At 40.5% G+C, this 16606-nt stretch carries 18 protein-coding genes; 9 read left to right on the forward strand and 9 right to left on the reverse strand.

Translation table 11 applies throughout. The annotated features are described in order from the left end of the window. Window positions 1–53: 53 nt before the first annotated feature. From R2Q85_RS22665 to R2Q85_RS22695, 7 genes are all read right to left on the reverse strand, one after another. The gene (locus R2Q85_RS22665; RefSeq protein WP_316814088.1) at window positions 54–701 is read right to left on the reverse strand and encodes a DUF6266 family protein; all 648 of its coding nucleotides are present in this window, start codon (window positions 699–701) and stop codon (window positions 54–56) included. Between the two features lie 193 nt (window positions 702–894). After that, on the reverse strand, window positions 895–2136 hold the full coding sequence (locus tag R2Q85_RS22670) for a hypothetical protein (RefSeq protein WP_316814089.1): 1242 nt from the start codon (window positions 2134–2136) through the stop codon (window positions 895–897). Next, window positions 2133–2774: a DUF6266 family protein gene (locus R2Q85_RS22675; RefSeq protein ID WP_316814090.1), complete on the reverse strand. Its 642-nt coding sequence runs from the start codon at window positions 2772–2774 to the stop codon at window positions 2133–2135. The genes R2Q85_RS22670 and R2Q85_RS22675 overlap by 4 nt, the downstream gene beginning before the upstream one ends. Before the next feature lie 415 nt (window positions 2775–3189). Continuing rightward, complete coding sequence (locus tag R2Q85_RS22680) at window positions 3190–3666, reverse strand: DUF4625 domain-containing protein (RefSeq protein WP_316814091.1); 477 nt, start codon at window positions 3664–3666, stop codon at window positions 3190–3192. Continuing rightward, window positions 3663–4622 carry a DUF4625 domain-containing protein gene (locus tag R2Q85_RS22685; protein ID WP_316814092.1) on the reverse strand — a complete coding sequence of 320 codons (960 nt, stop codon included), beginning with the start codon at window positions 4620–4622 and terminating at the stop codon, window positions 3663–3665. The genes R2Q85_RS22680 and R2Q85_RS22685 overlap by 4 nt, the downstream gene beginning before the upstream one ends. A gap of 4 nt (window positions 4623–4626) precedes the next feature. Beyond that, window positions 4627–6855 carry a TonB-dependent receptor gene (locus R2Q85_RS22690; protein ID WP_316814093.1) on the reverse strand — a complete coding sequence of 743 codons (2229 nt, stop codon included), beginning with the start codon at window positions 6853–6855 and terminating at the stop codon, window positions 4627–4629. 123 nt (window positions 6856–6978) lie between these two features. After that, window positions 6979–7329 (reverse strand): hypothetical protein, encoded by a 351-nt coding sequence (locus R2Q85_RS22695; RefSeq protein ID WP_316814094.1) that lies wholly within the window; start codon window positions 7327–7329, stop codon window positions 6979–6981. Between the two features lie 217 nt (window positions 7330–7546). On the opposite strand from R2Q85_RS22695, the gene R2Q85_RS22700 reads away from it, so the two are divergent. The 9 genes from R2Q85_RS22700 (at window position 7547) to R2Q85_RS22740 (ending at window position 13723) form a co-directional block, all read left to right on the forward strand. Then, window positions 7547–7753 (forward strand): hypothetical protein, encoded by a 207-nt coding sequence (locus R2Q85_RS22700; RefSeq protein WP_316814095.1) that lies wholly within the window; start codon window positions 7547–7549, stop codon window positions 7751–7753. A 69-nt stretch (window positions 7754–7822) separates the two neighbouring features. Then, the gene (locus R2Q85_RS22705) at window positions 7823–8770 is read left to right on the forward strand and encodes a helix-turn-helix domain-containing protein (RefSeq protein ID WP_316814096.1); all 948 of its coding nucleotides are present in this window, start codon (window positions 7823–7825) and stop codon (window positions 8768–8770) included. A gap of 133 nt (window positions 8771–8903) precedes the next feature. Continuing rightward, window positions 8904–9890, forward strand: coding sequence for an AraC family transcriptional regulator (locus R2Q85_RS22710; protein ID WP_316814097.1), 987 nt, complete (start codon window positions 8904–8906; stop codon window positions 9888–9890). 321 nt (window positions 9891–10211) lie between these two features. Continuing rightward, on the forward strand, window positions 10212–10490 hold the full coding sequence (locus tag R2Q85_RS22715) for a hypothetical protein (protein WP_316814098.1): 279 nt from the start codon (window positions 10212–10214) through the stop codon (window positions 10488–10490). Window positions 10491–10579: 89 nt separating this feature from the next. Further along, entirely contained in the window at window positions 10580–11134 is a 555-nt protein-coding gene (locus R2Q85_RS22720) for a hypothetical protein (protein WP_316814099.1), read from the forward strand. After that, window positions 11127–11702 (forward strand): hypothetical protein, encoded by a 576-nt coding sequence (locus R2Q85_RS22725; protein WP_316814100.1) that lies wholly within the window; start codon window positions 11127–11129, stop codon window positions 11700–11702. Before R2Q85_RS22720 ends, R2Q85_RS22725 begins: the two co-directional genes overlap by 8 nt. A 126-nt stretch (window positions 11703–11828) precedes the next feature. After that, the gene (locus R2Q85_RS22730) at window positions 11829–12278 is read left to right on the forward strand and encodes a MauE/DoxX family redox-associated membrane protein (protein ID WP_316814101.1); all 450 of its coding nucleotides are present in this window, start codon (window positions 11829–11831) and stop codon (window positions 12276–12278) included. Between the two features lie 80 nt (window positions 12279–12358). Beyond that, on the forward strand, window positions 12359–12613 hold the full coding sequence (locus tag R2Q85_RS22735) for a hypothetical protein (RefSeq protein ID WP_316814102.1): 255 nt from the start codon (window positions 12359–12361) through the stop codon (window positions 12611–12613). A 69-nt stretch (window positions 12614–12682) separates the two neighbouring features. Continuing rightward, entirely contained in the window at window positions 12683–13723 is a 1041-nt protein-coding gene (locus R2Q85_RS22740) for a hypothetical protein (protein ID WP_316814103.1), read from the forward strand. 6 nt (window positions 13724–13729) lie between these two features. Here R2Q85_RS22740 and R2Q85_RS22745 read toward each other — a convergent pair whose 3' ends face one another. Beyond that, window positions 13730–15190, reverse strand: coding sequence for a TlpA disulfide reductase family protein (locus R2Q85_RS22745; protein WP_316814104.1), 1461 nt, complete (start codon window positions 15188–15190; stop codon window positions 13730–13732). A gap of 1 nt (window position 15191) precedes the next feature. Then, window positions 15192–16604 carry a RagB/SusD family nutrient uptake outer membrane protein gene (locus R2Q85_RS22750; protein WP_316814105.1) on the reverse strand — a complete coding sequence of 471 codons (1413 nt, stop codon included), beginning with the start codon at window positions 16602–16604 and terminating at the stop codon, window positions 15192–15194. Window positions 16605–16606: the final 2 nt, after the last annotated feature.

The following is a 16606-nucleotide window of genomic DNA, read 5'->3' on the forward strand; positions in this document are numbered from 1 at the left end:
AATGTCCATCCAGGTCAAACCCAACAACCTAAACAGCCTTCCATCAATTCAGCTTACAACACGATGAACTCGCCCACGTAATACGTATCAGATACCAGTTTCCTTTTGATGGTAGAACTGAAGCTGATGTACGCATGGACTTCATCGCCGCTGTAGTCGCCAGGCAAGAGCAAGTTGTAACCCAAAGCTGTCCGGGCAGCTGCAGCTGGCAAAGTAACAAATGAGTCCTTTACCGGATTGTATACCAGCACATTGGCCATATCTGTAGCATCTTTGTACTTTCCATCTGGTACCGTGTTCAACCAAATGAAATCAACACGTGCGGCTATGGTAACAGCAACTTCAATGGCATTGGCCAGCAACAGCTTTCCACGGTTCATTTTCAATTTGGTGTAATCGATGGTAAAATTGGGTGCAACCCCAGTAATGGCTTCACGCAGGTGATAAGACACCGCCTCATTCATCGCACTTGTTGAACCATTGCCTGAGCCAAAACCCAGATCGATGATATTCCCGATCCTGGCCAGAAAGCCCGTGACCAATCCAAATTTAAACCGCTGATTGAGCTGTGCCTGGGTTGCTGCCTTGTTGCTTACCCGGGGTAAGCCCCTGATCACATCCAGGTTGCGCCAATAAGCTCCCACAACCGAACCTGTTTTGTTCCGGAATCCGCCGAGGACCCCCTGTCTGATAATACCCATAATTTTAAGGATTAAAAGGTGAATAAAATTTGTTAATTCGGCATTCGTACCTCAAAACCCTGCAGTGTTCGTCAGCTTAATGCCGGAACAAAGAGAAATAAAATGGAAAAGCTATGGCAGTCCCCCGGGTATGGGTACCCCCCTATCCCAAAGGGCAAAAAATCAGGTAGCAAACTGTAAACGCAATAAAATTTTAACTTAAAACCCCAAACTCCTCATCCAGCACCTTTAACATCCGTACCAATAATACCCGTACCGTCTTCGCCGTATTCTGGACAACCTGTTTGTACTTGGTTTCAAAACTCCCAGGCGAAATGCCATTCAAACCCGTTCCCGGCGTTTGAAAGATCCCGGCAATAAAAGCAAACAGCTCTGTTTTTACCCCAGGCTCAATTACTTTAGCAACAATTAGCAACTTGAGCAGGTAAGCCAAAGCATCTACACTTAAAGGGGTACGGATCTTGTACCCTGGCATAAACGCAGTACCTTCCTTCATTTTTGCATCCCCAACGTTTGCCTCTGTCCTTGCTTTAACCGCCTGCGAGGCCCTAAATGCTTCCAGTTCTGCCCTTCTGCGCTGCTCTGCTTCCCGTTGCCGCATGTCTAATTCCGATAGTACAAAAGCATGCAGCACATCTTTCGCCCGGCTACGTTTATGATCGTAACAGAAAACTGATTTGCGGTAAGGGCGGATGTTCAGGTCACGCTCCAGTGCCTCCAGGTATTTCAGCTGTTCAGGCTCGTCTACAAGCTCCGTCAGCTCATCTGCAAATGCCTTTTTGTAATAGCCAATAAAAGCCTCGGTATTGTAGTTCCGTTCTACTAAAAAGCGTAGCAGATCGGCATGGATACAGGACTTATGCGAATGCCTGCAAAGCTCCAGCAAACCTTCCTGCAAAGCCTGCACATAAACCATGCGTTCGTAAAAGCAGCGGGTGCCTTTCCCTACATCGTTCATGCAGGCAAGGATTACCTGCTGTAACTTTTGCGGTACGCCAAGTGCATCAAATACCACCTGGAGTGCTTTCATCCCCGATGTTACCTTCAGCTGTCCGCTGCGCAGGTGCCGAACTGGCATCAGGATATCAAACTCCAGATATTTCGTATAATCATCCAGTAGCTTTTCTACGATCTGGTCCAGGCATTTGATCACCGCTAACCGAAGCTGTTCCATCTCTGTGGCCAAAGCACCCACTTTCTCAATTTTGTCCAGCAGGTAAATGCATTCCTTATGGATCTGCCTTAATTGCCGGCAAATCATAGCCTTATTAAACAGATGACAAGTAAAAAAATGCAAGGTCTCAAACATTTCCTTCGTAATCTCTGGGATGGTTTGCAGCCATACCCCGATCTCATGTTGGCTCATCTGGTATTTTTCCGGATCCATATCGGTCAATACCAGTTCGCGCAAAGTCTTGGTAGTATGTGTTCTCATGGCACAATCCTCCCTAGATATAAACTATCTGCTATTTTTTTTCGGTTTAATGACGTTACACCAAGATAAACTTCTAACGTTTTACCGGAAAGTTCTGGTAAAAATTTATAGCTAAAATGTTCAGCTATGCGCTTAACCCCACCAACAAACCCATCTGCCAGATGCAGTTCAGGGCAATACAACACCAGCATAAGCTGATCATCAAAAGAAGCCCTTGGATCTGTGTTGTGCTGCCAGTTGAGCTGAATGGTATCAGCTGCAGTCAAAAACATTACGGGCTGGTTTAAACCAGGCAGATCTCCGGCACTGATCACCATTTTTGAATAATCGACACTTAAATTGGGATAAGTACCAAAAACGGCCTGATGGAAATTACGGGAATAAGCAGCATTTAAAGCCGTTTTGGCAATGGCATGATTGGCAAAGCCAACATTAACGTATGGATGAAAAGGTATCAAAAGCTGGTTTACAAATTTCATCTTTTCTTCGTTTGCCAGCTGAGCGGCAGAGCGCGGGGCAGGATTGGGATTTTCTTTGGGTGCCTTGCGCAGGTATGGGATACCCATCCATGTTGCGCCTACTATTCCTCCTAGTTTTCCGGATAAAGGGCCGAAAATCCCTCTCTTTAATTTTGCCATGATTTTGTTGTTTAAGGTTTATGATAATTTATATTTTGTTTTTACCTGTCTATCCGCCTGCGGTTTGCTGCTGCTAACAATAGGGTCAGAGCAGGATCAAGATCGCTTTTCAAAGGCCTGGGCTGTCCTAAACAAGGCCTTTGAAACTCCTTTGATACCCAAGTAAGAATCCTTTCAGTTATACAGCACATCCGAACCTTCTTGTTCCATATCCGAATGTATGGCAGCCAAAAATGGAGCATGTCGTAATGTGTCGCTTTATGTCGTAAAGCGTCGTAAAATGTCGTTCTTGTCGTTTTATTATAGGATGTTGTCTTAAACTGGAATAGCTTGCTATTGATCTTGAAATTTATCAATAAACTAAAAACCCCTTTAATTTTAAAATTAAAGGGGTTCCTGATGCTTTTAACGATAACTATTGCAACCTGATACTTAATCCTTTTATGGTTTGCCAGCCTTCTTTGTCCGTAAGTCTGATCATAAAATGATAGTCACCAGGATCGACATCTGCAGGTACCTGTATCTCTGCACTTGCCTGGTAGGATTTCTGCCCGACGGGAATAATGATATTCTTAATCAGTAAAAATGGTTTTACCGGTTGTTTAACAGGAGCCAAATTACAATCTTCCAGCTCGGTACTATGCGTATGATGATCAAAATTATGATGGATATCCAGGTTCAATGATCCCAATTGTACATTATCGCTGAGCAATGCCCTGAACACAAATTTTTCTCCACGTTTAACTACACTGCATTGTTTTGGAAATGCATCATCTCCATCAGTATGAATCTCGGGATAAATCGTATCAATGGGTTCAGTATTGTCTTTACTGCAATTGCTCAGCACCAGCATTAACACCAGGCATAAGCTAAATAAATTTAGTCTTCTCATTTATAGTCAATTGTGATGGGGATTACCTTATAGGAACTGATGTTATGTGTGGTGTTTTTATAAAGGATCACCCAATTGTATTTACCTGATTCCCATGTCTTCTCTCCGTTAATCGGGTTGGCCGTTGGTTCATTGCTGTCTTTTTCGGCCCCGATCACAATTGATTCTCCACCATACACCCCATTGATCTGTTTTAGCGTACTAACTTTCGAGGCAGCCCCAAGTCCTTTGTGTTCCACTTTGGTAACTACGATTACTTTATTGAAATCCAGGTTAGCAATGCTTTCAGGGAAATAATTAGCATTTTTCTTGATAAGTACCGAGTACAATATGCCATCGCCTTTAATGCCGCTCACTTGTGCATGGAGCGTCAATTCATCACCCTTTTTTACAATCAGCTCTGGTTCCACAAAGGTATCCGTATAATAGATCATGGTGCCGTTACGTGAGATGATGTCACGCCCTACTTTAGGGTCAACAGGAACATTTGCAGGATCAATAATGTTCAGGTCTTCCTTAATTTCAAGCTTCGTCCCGTTTTCATCCAGCACTATAAAATAGAAATCATACTTGCCTTCGGGTGCCTCTGACGGAATGGTAAAGTGCTTGTGTACATTGGTGTTTTTTGCACCGTTGTATTCTGCCCAGGTAAGTTCAAATTTCCAGGTAGCAGTATAGTTTTCGCCGCTTTTCTGCAATATCTTTACCTGTACATCCTTTATCTTGCTGGCAGCAACCACATCCGCATTAAAATGGAAATCCCTTCCCCTTAACGCCTGCTTGTTTCCCGAGCCAATTTCTACATTCGTTGCAGTGGGGACGTCCTTTTCAGGTTCAACTTCCTTATCTTTTTTACAGGCCTGGAAAACGGTACCAAAAAGTAGTAAAGCCACTATAATCTTCTTTGTGTTTGTGGTTAATAGTGTGTCTGTTTTTGAAATTTTAATTGTGTTCATATAATTATTGATTTTTAGTTTTTTGTTTATCTAAAGGAATGTTAAAAGGAACTTTTAGCGACAGAATTATATTCCTTCCAGCTTCAGGAAGTTCAATAAGCCGGTAAAAGCTGTTATGGTTCAGATAGCGGCTGTTCAGTAGGTTTTGGACCTGTAAACTGAACATCAGCTGTTGTTTGCGCAGGTTGAATTTTGTGCCCGCCTGAAGATTAATAAGCTCATAGCCCGGCGTTTTCTTTTCTGGTGGCACAATGTTATTTTGCTTTGTGGTGAGCCGGTAGTCTATAGAAAAATAGGAATCCTTAAAAAGAGACTCCGGTTCGGTTGACCAGGTTAGGTTAAACAGGACTGAAACCGGTGGAGAGAAAGGGAGTGTATACCCTTTCTTGTCTCCTGATATTTGCTTTGCAAACAAGTATTCGCCCAACAACTCTGTACTCAGGCTTTTCAATATTTTATATTTCAGCTGGAATTCGCCTCCATATCTAAGTACTTTGCTTTGGGCATACTGGAAAATCTGATTGCCCGCACCATAGTAAAAATCATGGTTTGCTGTGGGGTTCAGATAGATGTAATTGGGGAAATAATTGTAGAAAGGACTAATCAGTACAGACCATCTATCTTCGTTCCATCCTAAACTGAGGTCCAGCTGATAAGACTGCTCGGGCGAAAGTGCTGCATCTCCCTTTTCATAACTGAAATAATGGTAATTGACCCCATTGGCACCCAGTTCTTTCGCTATCGGCATCCTGAAGCTTTTGCCGATGTTGGCCTTCAATAGAAATTTCTGATGCTTATAATTAATGCCGGCTGACCAGACCATACTGTTAAAACTTCGGTTTAAGTCATTAGCCCTGATGAGCCTTTCCGATATTGTTGTGCCGCCTGTTGTAAACTCGGAATCAAACCAATCTGTATATTTAAACATCCTGATCTGTCCGTAATCGTAGCGCAATGCAGCATGTAATATAACCTGCTCATTTATTTTATACTTGTCGTACACAAATAGTCCTGCCGTAGCCTGTTTAAAGGAAGGGACTAAAAATGTCCAGCCGTTAATGCTATTGTCCTGGTATTCGGCATTGATGCCTGTAGTAAGATGATGCTTTCCAATAGCAAGCATATCTCTCAGGTTTATGCTGTAAACATGCTTATCAAATTCCCTTTCCAGCTCTGGAGAAACAGACAGATAGTCTGGATATACAGGCGGCATATAACCATGATTTACATATGGACTGAATTCCTGCCGGAAATTTTGCTGGTATCCTAGTTCGATCTCCAGTTTGTGTCCTCTTATCTGGTAATTACTGCGGTTGATGAGTTTAAAATGGTTTACCTGCTGACTGGGCAGCCGGATATCCCTTTCAGATGCATCGTGCATGTCTGTATCTACCCTACGCGGCTCCAGGCCATGTGCATTGGCAAAAAATCCGCTTTTGCTATAAATATTGCTTAGATAAATCACAGATCTGAAACCTTCCTTTACATAGCCGGTAGTCAGGTGAAATGCTGTTTCCCGGCCAGCAGTATTGCGCAAACCGCGGTTGTGTAACCTAACCGCATAGTCATACACAAATACCGTATCTGTGGGTACACTGTAGTCTCCGTAATTCTGATAGGTAATTCGGGAATCAAAAAACCAGAGTTCCTTTCGGCCGAAGAAATTAACAGAGCTTCCATAAAGGTTGTTGTTACTTTTGCCAACCAGATCAATCGAACCACCCAGTGTGTTTTTTGGTGGTGCATTGGCCGGTTTTACCTCAATCGCTCCGCCTATAGCGTCCGAGCCGTATATAAAGGAAGCAGCGCCTTTTACCAATTCCACCTCAGCGGCGGCAAACTGGTCAATCTCCAGGCCATGATCGGCTCCCCATTGCTGTCCTTCATGTTTTATTCCTTTATCAACAACAACTACCCGGTTAAAACCAAGTCCGCGGATTAAGGGCTTTGACTGTCCTGATCCAATGCCAATGGTTTTGATACCTGGCAAACGCTCCAGCGTTTTCATTAAACTTCCCCCGAGGTTACGTTGTATAAAATCGCTGCCAATTGTGACTACATTTAGCGATTCCTCCTCCTGACGCAGTTGTAAACGCTTGTCTTTAACCACCACTTCTTTCAGCTGATAAGAGGGTTTGATCTTTAATGTAGTATCGGCCAAAGGAAGTATGGTTTGCCCGGAAGCCAGCTGTGCAGCAGCAAAAAGGCAAAAAAATAAAATATAGGTCTTCATTAAAATGCAGGGTACAACAGGATACGCCGAGATGGCCACTAAATGGACAAGTCGCAACAGTATACCATGCTGATTAAAAAATAAGATGTATTTGATTTACGCCAGGTGGGCGCTACAGTTTACTCATACTGCATCCGGCGGGCCTTTGTTGGTATAACCCTGAAGTTCGAACTTGTAGTTACCGGTAAATACAAGAGTATTAATGGTAATTACCTTAGGATGTGCTGATAAGAGAATCGGGGGATAGTGTGAAAATATTTGTTTTCCCTGGGTATGGTGATAATAATCGCAAACCGAACACTTATCTATAAGCTGCAGTTGTTCCCGATCGCCATAAGGTTTATCATGATAGTTTTCACTATCCAGGTGTGTATGCAACACCTGTGCAGCAGAAATGAATAAGAATAACAAGATCAGGAAAAAGGAACCTGTTCGCTGTAATTTTATACTTAAAGATCTACTGTCTTTTATCACAATGCATCAAAGTTGCATTTAATTTATGAAATAACAAAATCCGCTGAAATATCTTTTACCTGCCCGGCTATTTTTGGAGGTAATTCTATTAGCAAATAATAATTATCTTAGTATCAATTAACCAAATATCAACCAACTGCCAGTTGGGTTCCGTAAGGGTTAGGAGACCACTACGCTACGCGCCACTTTTTCTGTTGCGGTTTTAATTAACCAAAACATGGGACGATTATGCATTTATCCCCAGGAAGCAGCACGCCTGTTGCACGTTACGGAACGGCAGGCCCAGCGGATCTTTAAGGCGATCCGTAAAGAATTAAACAAGAAAAAGCATCAAGCTATTACATTAAAAGAATTTTGTGAATACAAGGGATTTGAGGAAACAGAAGTCGATAATCAACTAAACTCCTTTACCAGAACGCATTAACGGAAAGTTTCGTTACTCATTAAATTAATTTTATTACATTTAACATTAAATTAACTAAACCTCTCAACCATGAATGATATAGAGCAGCTTTTACAAAAGCTCAACAAAATGGTTCCCCTTTCTAAAGAATATGAAAAGAAATTATGCCCATTAATTAAAAAAGTAAAGAAGAAAAGTGGGTTTAAATTTATAAAAACAGGGCAGGTAGTTAAGAAATCATGGCAGGTACTGAGCGGTTATGTAATTGCATTCACAAAGGGTACAAGTGGCGAACAATTGGCCATGAACATTTATACCCAGGGACAATTCTTCACAGAAATGCCCAGCCTGCTCAATCAAAGTCCGGCACGCTATGATTTTGTTGCCATCGGTGAAGTAGAGGCTTTTGAACTAACTAAGGCCAAACTATCTAAATTGAGAAAATATCCGGAAGGAGATAAGCTTTTGCTAGCAACCAGCGTAGACGATTATGAAAGAGAAACTTTAAAAGACAAGATGCTTTTGTTACCAGAAACAGAGCGGATCATTAGTTTTTTTGAAAATTACAACATATCAGACTTACCTGATAAATATGCTGCTTCTTTTTTAAGGATGACACTTGAGGATTACCTGGAACTGAAAGTAATGTTATTGGCCTCCAGGCAAATTAAACCAGCTATGCCAAATCCGGAATTAGGGATTCAAACCTTCAGCAGACAAACAGTATATGAAGTAAAGCAATATCTGCAAAGCAATTTTACCAGGCAAGACATTGGCAACACCATAAAAATTGCATCTCTATTTAACACCACCAAGAAAACTTTAACCAGGATGTTCAACCAGGTATTGGGTACCACAGTTCATAAAATGATCTTAAAGCTGCGAATGGAAAAGGCACTTTCTCTTTTAGCAGAAAATACCAGTTCTATAAAAGAGGTTTCTGAAGCTGTAGGCTACAAGGACTTATACTATTTTAACAAAGAATTCAAAAAATATCATGGATTTGCTTCAAAAGAAGCACCGTTGAGAGGCCTTTAACATTATTTTCAGGCTGTTTTAGTAAAAACGTAACTATCTCTATTATTAATGTGCCCAAAAATGTCCCATTTATACATTTTTTGATATTGATATTTCAGGAACTTTGATATAACCAAAATATATTAAGTTCTCTATGCAATCTCCTATCGCTCTTCATCTGGATTCCGCAATTGTTGAAACTTTATCGTTTAACAGCCTTCCAAAATTTTGTTCCTGGCCCGTTCCCTATGCCCGGGCAGATTTGATGACTTTTCCTGAAGGTCAGATTTTAAGGCAGTCTTTTAGCAGCTACCTGGCCCATATTGATTTTTATGAATATGCTTTAAACAAAGACATTACCATTAACTTTTATCGCGATAAGCCTTCAATTTTTATGTTGCTGATGTTTAAAGGCTGTGCCAGCTTGCATAAATCAGCTCAGCATTTCCTGTATGAAAGCCCGAAAGGGGGTTTACATATGGGATATATCAACGAGGGAGATTTTACAGGGAAAGTGAAAGCAGGAATGAATCAATTGCTGTTGCTAACCCTTAGGAATGACTGGGTAGTGAACAAGGCAGAAAGGTTAACGCAGCTGAAGCCTATTGTAACTGAATTTCAGAATGCCAAGCAGTCAAATTTTTATCTGCCAGATTGCCCCATAAACTGGAATGTACTCAAAGAAGTTCAAAAAACACTTTATCAAGACGGTTCAAAACAGCAACACCTTGATATAGTTATAGACCAGACATTAACCCAGCTAACGGTACTATACGACGGAATGCTGGCCGGGGGCAAATACACTACCCAGGTAATCAACAAAATGAAAGCCAGGGAAATCGAAGCTTTTATCCATAGTCATTATGCCGAGAAGATAGAAGACAACGTTACGCTTGCCCAAAGATTCAATGTTTCCGAGCGCCAGTTTTTACGGCTGGTAAAAATTGCCTTTGATATGCCATTGCATGATTATTTAATTAAGCTGAGGATGAATAAGGCCATCGTAATGCTAATCAGTTCTAACAAACCAATTCATGAAATAGCTGCAGCCGTGGGATATACAGATGCTCACTATTTCAGCACGGCATTCAAAAAATTTCACAACATAAAGCCAAGTGAGGTACACGGTCTGTGCTTATAAACAGGGAATTACAGGTTTGAAATCCCGCCAGAATTTCTTCAGATCTTAACTGATTTTGGCAGGACGCTCTATTTACCCCTTTAAAAATAGTGTTGAGCTTTGGTTAATCAATATTTTATTTATGGCACATAACCAATATCTAAACATTAACCTCTTCTGGACGGCGCTAGCCGGAACAGGCTTTGGCACTTTAATGATTGCAGAAAGGAGGATGGCAGTATAGCCAAATTATGAAACCAACCCATATCGAATGTTTGTCGCGTCGCGAAGCGCGAATAGAATAACAATTAACCAAATATTTAACCTTTAATCCTCTAAAAAATGAAGAGATTTTTGAAAGCAGGGTTTGTAGCCCTGGCCGTAGTTGGAGCAGTAACTACAGCATTTACTACAGAAATGGAAAATGCACCTAAAGCAAACGAAGAAACGTATACCTGGAACAGAACAGGTGGCGAGACCCCTCCAGAAGAGCAGAATCCTTTTGTGGGCACGAAGACTCAAGCGCAGAATTACTTTGGCTGCAGTGGTACGGTGGATGAATGCGCAGTGGGTACACCCAGTAATCTTTCATTGCCTAATGAAGTGATTTACCAGCACTAAACCATTATTAATTTTTAAGCAAGCCCCCAGCTATTCAGGGGCTTGTTTAATTCATGATTATCCATTTTATTTTGAATTGAAGCAGAATTATGAAACTACATCATAAGCTATTTATCGGCCTTTGTATCATTATAACCATCTATTCTGGCTTCCAGCTACTTGCAATCCACAAGCAGGTACCGCGTCATTATAAGCGCGGCCATGCGCCTTTTAGCCCTTCACAACCAGTAGACAGTGCAGAGCTGAATTATGGCAGTATGACTTTAGATGACCTGCTATTGTTGCCAAAACTCGGTTTCCACAGTATAAGCTTTATTGCGGAAGCAGCCATGTATAACCTAAATACCAATGCAGGCAGCTATGTCTATAATGATCGTTTGTATGTACACTCCAACCTGCCTGCCGTAACTGAAGATCCTTATGTGTTTAAATGGTATACTGTAATTGATGTATATGTCTATAACAAGGGAGATAGATGGTACCTGTATAGTTATTACCTGCCTGAATTTAAGGGCCATAAAGTACGAGAATTTAAGGTTACGGCCGATCATATTATTGCCTTTCAGGGAAATTACAAGGTAACCTATAAAATTTTTAAAGATACGCTGCACCGGGTTAGAGAAAAGGAGAAAAAAGATGATTAAGCAAACTTTAGCAGAGAAACTAACTGCATTGAGCTCCTCAACTCCCGAAAACACTCTATTGCTGAGCAACCTGTTTGTCCGTGTATTTTTTAAAAAGGGAATGATATTAAGTATCAACGACTATGCTTTTCCAATACTTTATTTTATTGAAACAGGGCTGGCCAGGGGCTATTTTTACCATCAGCAAAAAGAATACACCTACCGGGCAATGGAGAATGGCTTTCTAATGGCTATGGCAAGCCTTCAACATAAAAAACAGGTAGTTGAATATATAACCTTCATGACCGATACCCATGGCTGGTCTTTAAATTTAGCTAAAGCTCAATTGCTGGCGCGTAAAGAACCGTCACTGTATCATATTTTATTGGAAATACAGCAGGAAAGTATTATGGATGGAAAAGCCAGAGAATTGATGCTCAGGTTGAAAACCGCAGAAGATATGTATGTCTATCTGCAAGAAAGCAGTCCATCTCTGGTGCATAAATTAAGCAATCAAATTCTGGCCTCCTTGCTCAATATAAAGCTTAAATATCTGTATCAGGTTAAAAAACGACAACGAAACAAGTAATTTATAGCCAGGTTCCACTTCTGCCATAGCAATTAACCCACTTTTGCTACTATAGAATACCTACAAACGGTACGATGACTTCTGACAGGCTACGCTACCTTTATTCTGTTGACCAAAAAGAACAAAATGGAAAGAGATAAAATCAAAAGAATGATAATCGATATCATCTGTTATTTATTCGTACTCCTTTTCGTCTATGCTGCAGTAAACAAAGTACTGGAGTACCAGAAGTTTAAGTCTCAAATTGGACAATCACAATTACTAACAGCATATGCAGGGTTTTTAGCTTGGTTTATCCCTTCTATTGAACTCCTGATCGTTATTCTCCTGCTCATAGAGAGAACCATACTAATCGGGCTTTATGCTGCTTTTACCATAATGCTGCTCTTTACATGCTATATCGCAGTAATGTTAACAATGGCTGCAAATGTACCCTGTTCTTGTGGCGGAATTTTACAAAAGCTCGGATGGGAAGAGCATTTGATATTCAACAGTGTATTCGTAATCCTTGGATACCTTGGCATTACGTTGCAAATGAAAATACGGAAAAAACCTGATCAGTTCGGATTTATATAATATTCCATTGTACAATTTGAATCGGGGTATGCTGAAAACCCGTCACCACAGAGTAAGCTTAAAACAAAACTATTAAAAGAATGAAAAAAATTATTTTTTCGGCCCTGATTGCAGTAGCTGCTGTCGGCGCTTTCGCTTCTCAAGAAAGCAAAACTACCGTTAGGTTATTCCCTAATGATTATTATTTACCAGAAACCTGTGAAAAAGTTACCTGTCAGGAAGTTTCTGAAATTGATTGTCAACAGGTATACGGGCTAACACTGGCAACAGACTTTGATGGCAATGTGTGTGACAATCCACAACCAGTTATTGGCCAAAGGACCATCCCTCAGTAACCATCAAATTTTAACTACAATAGAGAGGGGCCTAGTTCTTCTCTATTGTAGTTAATAAAACCTGTATTTATGATGAAGAAGTCTTTTTACATCTCGTTTTTAGCGCTGGGTTGTTTGGCAATCATAACAGTACTATATATCTCCTCAAGAAACAAGCTTGAGCAGAAAAATGGCTTTAACAGGATTTACAGTGACAATCCACTTAAAATCAGAGATACGTTAGCAATTAAATACAGCAATTACTATATCTCCGGGATGAGTGAACATTATATTTTTCTGGGAAATTACTCTGCCCCTTTTCATACCGTCATGCTATCAAAAAACCTGCGGGATACTGTTCATATCAATATTCCCATATCCCTTAAAGATTCTATAAAGTCATCCGGTTTTAAAGTCCAGATAGATTCGCCCCGGATAGCTATTATTGAAGGCAAAACTCCTCACTATGTTTCAAATGCTATACCAACAGGGCAAAACACAAAGATCAATCTCAACCGTAAAAAATTCGACGCATTTAAAGTGCTTTCAGATAACAGCCTGCTCATAAGATTCTTTAAATTACAGGAAAGGGTGTTACAAAAGATAACTTTTACGCCCAATTATAAAGAGTCCAAAATCTTCAAACTTCAAAAGAATAAAGACAGCAATTTTGAGCTGGACGGCTTTTTATCCTACAACAAAACAACAGCGCAAATATTTTACACCTATTTCTACAGCAATAATTTTATTTGTTTAGATACCAACCTGAACCTGCTTTACGCTGCACATACCATTGATACCAATACAACGGCAAAAATAAAAGTAAGTGAAATTACCTATGAAAAATCAAAAGAGGTGCTGATGTCTGCCCCTCCTTTGATTGTTAATAAACGCAGTTGTGCCAATGGCAAGTGGTTTTACTTAAACTCCGGCTTAGCTTCCGATCAGGAAAACATTAAAGATTTACAGCGTTATTCGCCCATAGATGTTTATCGTACAATTGATGGAAAATATAGCCATAGCCTTAAAATACCAAACTATTTAAACGAAGGTCTTTCCAACTTCGCAGTATCTGGCAAATTGTTAGTTGCACTTTATAAGCACCATATCATTACCTACCAGATCAATTAACCTAGCTTACATCGGTTCATTAAGTGCAGCAAAAATCATCTTCGATAACTCATCGGGACTTACATCTGCAGAAACTTTAGCGTATACATTACCTTTTTTATCAATTAACAGTATAAAAGGAACGGCATTAAGTTTATAATGCCTCAGCAATGGGTGTTTTATGCCCTCCTTTCCAATGTTAAGATTAACATGGCTTTTGCTGGTATATAAACCGGTGCCAATCACATCCAGCCAATGGTTCCGGGTTTTGATCAAACCTATGCTTACCATCTTAAAACCGGCACTATCTTTAAGTTGCGGAAATACCTTCTGCTCAAACATTTTCGAGAAAAGCGCACAACCGGTGCAGCCAACGGTCCACATATCAACCAGTACAACTTTGCCCTTAAAATCGTCGAGACTTACAACTTTGCCGGCAGTATCCTGCAAAGAGAATGGGTATGCCCTTGCCCCCTTCTTAAAAACGGATTTGCCGGTAATCAATTGCTTTAAAAAAGGGTCTAGGACCATTTGGGCAGCATCTTCCAGATAACGGTTAAACTCTACCGGGCTATTTGAATCTCCAATCGTATACAGAAAATACGTAATTAGCCGTTCTCGCAATTTACCTTTATACTGGTTTTTGATTTGACTATAAATATAAGCGTTTGCCTCTTCTGTCTGTATTTGTTCAGCAGCCAGCTTTGTAGTGATTTTATAGATCAAGTACTGCAGATAATCTTCGTTAAGGGAACTTACATCTGGTCGGAGATTATCATCAGGAAAAGTATATGAGTTATAGTTTCTATTGGCTATTTTACCGCTTTCTGAATTTTTAGCCGTCTTAAAAGCCTTAAGAAACAGATCTTCCCACATGATCAGATAAGAAAACGTATAACCGGCTTTTAAGTAAGTTATCATTTCCGGTTTGATTAAAGCACTACTTGCTGCTAACAGGGCCATTGCTTTTTGATACTCAGTTAATATGAACTCGTATTTTTTCCTGTAAAAGTTGTCATCATGTACTGCACTTTTAATCGCATTTAAGCCCTTATAATAGCCATCAAGCAACAGCCTTAAACTGTCCTGAACCTGGTATTTTGCGATGTTATTCCCTTTGTATTTAGCTCTTGGACTTACCAGAGATGAATCAAGATAAAAACTAAGGCTATCATTAGGTTCTACATGCCCTACAAAAAGTGCAAATTTATGGCCTGGCAAACTCAGGCTCAGACCCGCCGGTTTATTTATGGCGTCTATTACAAATTCAAAATGCCCGGTTTTATCAACAGGCAGATAGAATGTATCTTTTCCAAATACCCTGCAGTCTTTGTTTACACTAACAAAGATGCTATCTTCCGTTGGTTTTAGGCCTTTAACTATGCCCGATACATGAACCGGGCCTTTTTTCCACTGCCGTGCAAAACAAGCCTGATGAACAGATAAACTAAACAGCAGCCAATAGGTGAAATATTTTAAGATTTTCATGTCAGTATCCTTTATTCTGGGTGAGTGATGCATTATTATTGATGTCGGCCTGTGGTATTGGCCATAAAACGTCAGTACTTTGCCAGCCTGTTCCCTTTAGCGGAGCAAGGATAGCATCTGCCCGGCCTGTTCGTTTGATGTCAAACCAACGATGGCCCCATTCCGAAAAGAACTCTATTCTTCTTTCTTTTTCAACGGCCAATAAAGCCTCGGGTTTACTCAAATCAACAGGAAGTGGCGGTAAAGGATTGGGAACTGTCGGGGTGGCTAATGCCCTTGATCTTGTTCTAAGTAAATTAATATCCTGGATACCTGCCTCGGTTTTATCTAAGTTTATTCTTGCTTCAGCACGGATCAGGTATTGTTCTGCCAGGCGTAACACCATCGAATATTCAGACAGGGAGCTAACCGCCCCAACTTTATATTTATATGGATAATAGTAGGTTTTTCCGCTAACAGTGGTGCTGCCTACCCACGATGTTCTTCTTTTATCTCCAGGTTCAAACGCTTCAATTAAATTTTGTGTTAAAGAAACACCGGTTGGGGTATTTAAAAATATAAAAGTTACCGCCTCTGTTGTATTTCGTCCGGCAGTATTGGGCATCAGCTGCCATATTGCCTCTGTACTGTTTTTAAGGAATACCTGGTTCAGGTCATCCTTTAAGCTAAACATTGCTGTATTATTAATAACAGTAGTGGCCTGTATTTCGGCGTCCTGATAATCCTTGGTGTACAGGTATACCCTGGCCAGCAGGGCCGTTGCGGCCCATTTATTAGGCCTTACCCGTTCTGTAGTATAATAATTATTTCCGAGCAAAGCCTGGGCATCTAACAAGTCTTTAATAATTTGCTGGTATACCTCGCTTTGTTTGGTTCTGCCGGCTTTGCTGTTCATCCTGTAATCCGTTGTTAAATGCATGGGTACATCGCCAAATAAATTGGTGAGGTAGAAGTAACAGAAGGCCCTGATAAACTTTGCTTCGCCCTGGAGCTGGGTTTTAACAGCAGCGCTTATTTTTTCATTTTCACTCAGACCTTCCAATATTTTGTTTGCTGTGTAAATGTTAAAATATGGCCTGTTCCAAACCGAAGTAAATGAAGTGGCTGAAGACAAAGCATTTTTGTAAAACGCTTCATAAACGTTACTGTAAGCGATAAACTCATCTGAGCTCATTCCCCCTGTTGCCGTAATGCTGCTTATGCCTCCATCTGCAAATGAACCACTGCTAACCATATTGCTGTAAATCCCGGTTAAAGCTGATTTTGCAGCGTCGTCGTCTGCAAAAACTAATGATGCAGAAACGCTGTCAATGGGAGGGTCTATTTGTAAATATGGATTGCAAGCTGTGTAAAATGAGCTGCAGCATAGCAAGAACCATAATCTGATATGGATATTTATTTCTTTTGTTTTCATCT

Source organism: Pedobacter heparinus, from assembly GCF_032678725.1.
Lineage (GTDB): Bacteria > Bacteroidota > Bacteroidia > Sphingobacteriales > Sphingobacteriaceae > Pedobacter > Pedobacter heparinus_A.

What these genes read in the sequence shown, in the direction of transcription:
- R2Q85_RS22740 (WP_316814103.1), top strand. Translation starts at nt 12,683, where the DNA reads ATGATGAAGAAGTCTTTTTACATCTCGTTTTTAGCGCTGGGTTGTTTG.
- R2Q85_RS22665 (WP_316814088.1), bottom strand. Translation starts at nt 701, where the DNA reads ATGGGTATTATCAGACAGGGGGTCCTCGGCGGATTCCGGAACAAAACA.
- R2Q85_RS22730 (WP_316814101.1), top strand. Translation starts at nt 11,829, where the DNA reads ATGGAAAGAGATAAAATCAAAAGAATGATAATCGATATCATCTGTTAT.
- R2Q85_RS22720 (WP_316814099.1), top strand. Translation starts at nt 10,580, where the DNA reads ATGAAACTACATCATAAGCTATTTATCGGCCTTTGTATCATTATAACC.
- R2Q85_RS22690 (WP_316814093.1), bottom strand. Translation starts at nt 6,855, where the DNA reads ATGAAGACCTATATTTTATTTTTTTGCCTTTTTGCTGCTGCACAGCTG.
- R2Q85_RS22680 (WP_316814091.1), bottom strand. Translation starts at nt 3,666, where the DNA reads ATGAGAAGACTAAATTTATTTAGCTTATGCCTGGTGTTAATGCTGGTG.
- R2Q85_RS22725 (WP_316814100.1), top strand. Translation starts at nt 11,127, where the DNA reads ATGATTAAGCAAACTTTAGCAGAGAAACTAACTGCATTGAGCTCCTCA.
- R2Q85_RS22745 (WP_316814104.1), bottom strand. Translation starts at nt 15,190, where the DNA reads ATGAAAATCTTAAAATATTTCACCTATTGGCTGCTGTTTAGTTTATCT.
- R2Q85_RS22710 (WP_316814097.1), top strand. Translation starts at nt 8,904, where the DNA reads ATGCAATCTCCTATCGCTCTTCATCTGGATTCCGCAATTGTTGAAACT.
- R2Q85_RS22750 (WP_316814105.1), bottom strand. Translation starts at nt 16,604, where the DNA reads ATGAAAACAAAAGAAATAAATATCCATATCAGATTATGGTTCTTGCTA.
- R2Q85_RS22685 (WP_316814092.1), bottom strand. Translation starts at nt 4,622, where the DNA reads ATGAACACAATTAAAATTTCAAAAACAGACACACTATTAACCACAAAC.
- R2Q85_RS22735 (WP_316814102.1), top strand. Translation starts at nt 12,359, where the DNA reads ATGAAAAAAATTATTTTTTCGGCCCTGATTGCAGTAGCTGCTGTCGGC.
- R2Q85_RS22700 (WP_316814095.1), top strand. Translation starts at nt 7,547, where the DNA reads ATGGGACGATTATGCATTTATCCCCAGGAAGCAGCACGCCTGTTGCAC.
- R2Q85_RS22675 (WP_316814090.1), bottom strand. Translation starts at nt 2,774, where the DNA reads ATGGCAAAATTAAAGAGAGGGATTTTCGGCCCTTTATCCGGAAAACTA.
- R2Q85_RS22670 (WP_316814089.1), bottom strand. Translation starts at nt 2,136, where the DNA reads ATGAGAACACATACTACCAAGACTTTGCGCGAACTGGTATTGACCGAT.
- R2Q85_RS22715 (WP_316814098.1), top strand. Translation starts at nt 10,212, where the DNA reads ATGAAGAGATTTTTGAAAGCAGGGTTTGTAGCCCTGGCCGTAGTTGGA.
- R2Q85_RS22705 (WP_316814096.1), top strand. Translation starts at nt 7,823, where the DNA reads ATGAATGATATAGAGCAGCTTTTACAAAAGCTCAACAAAATGGTTCCC.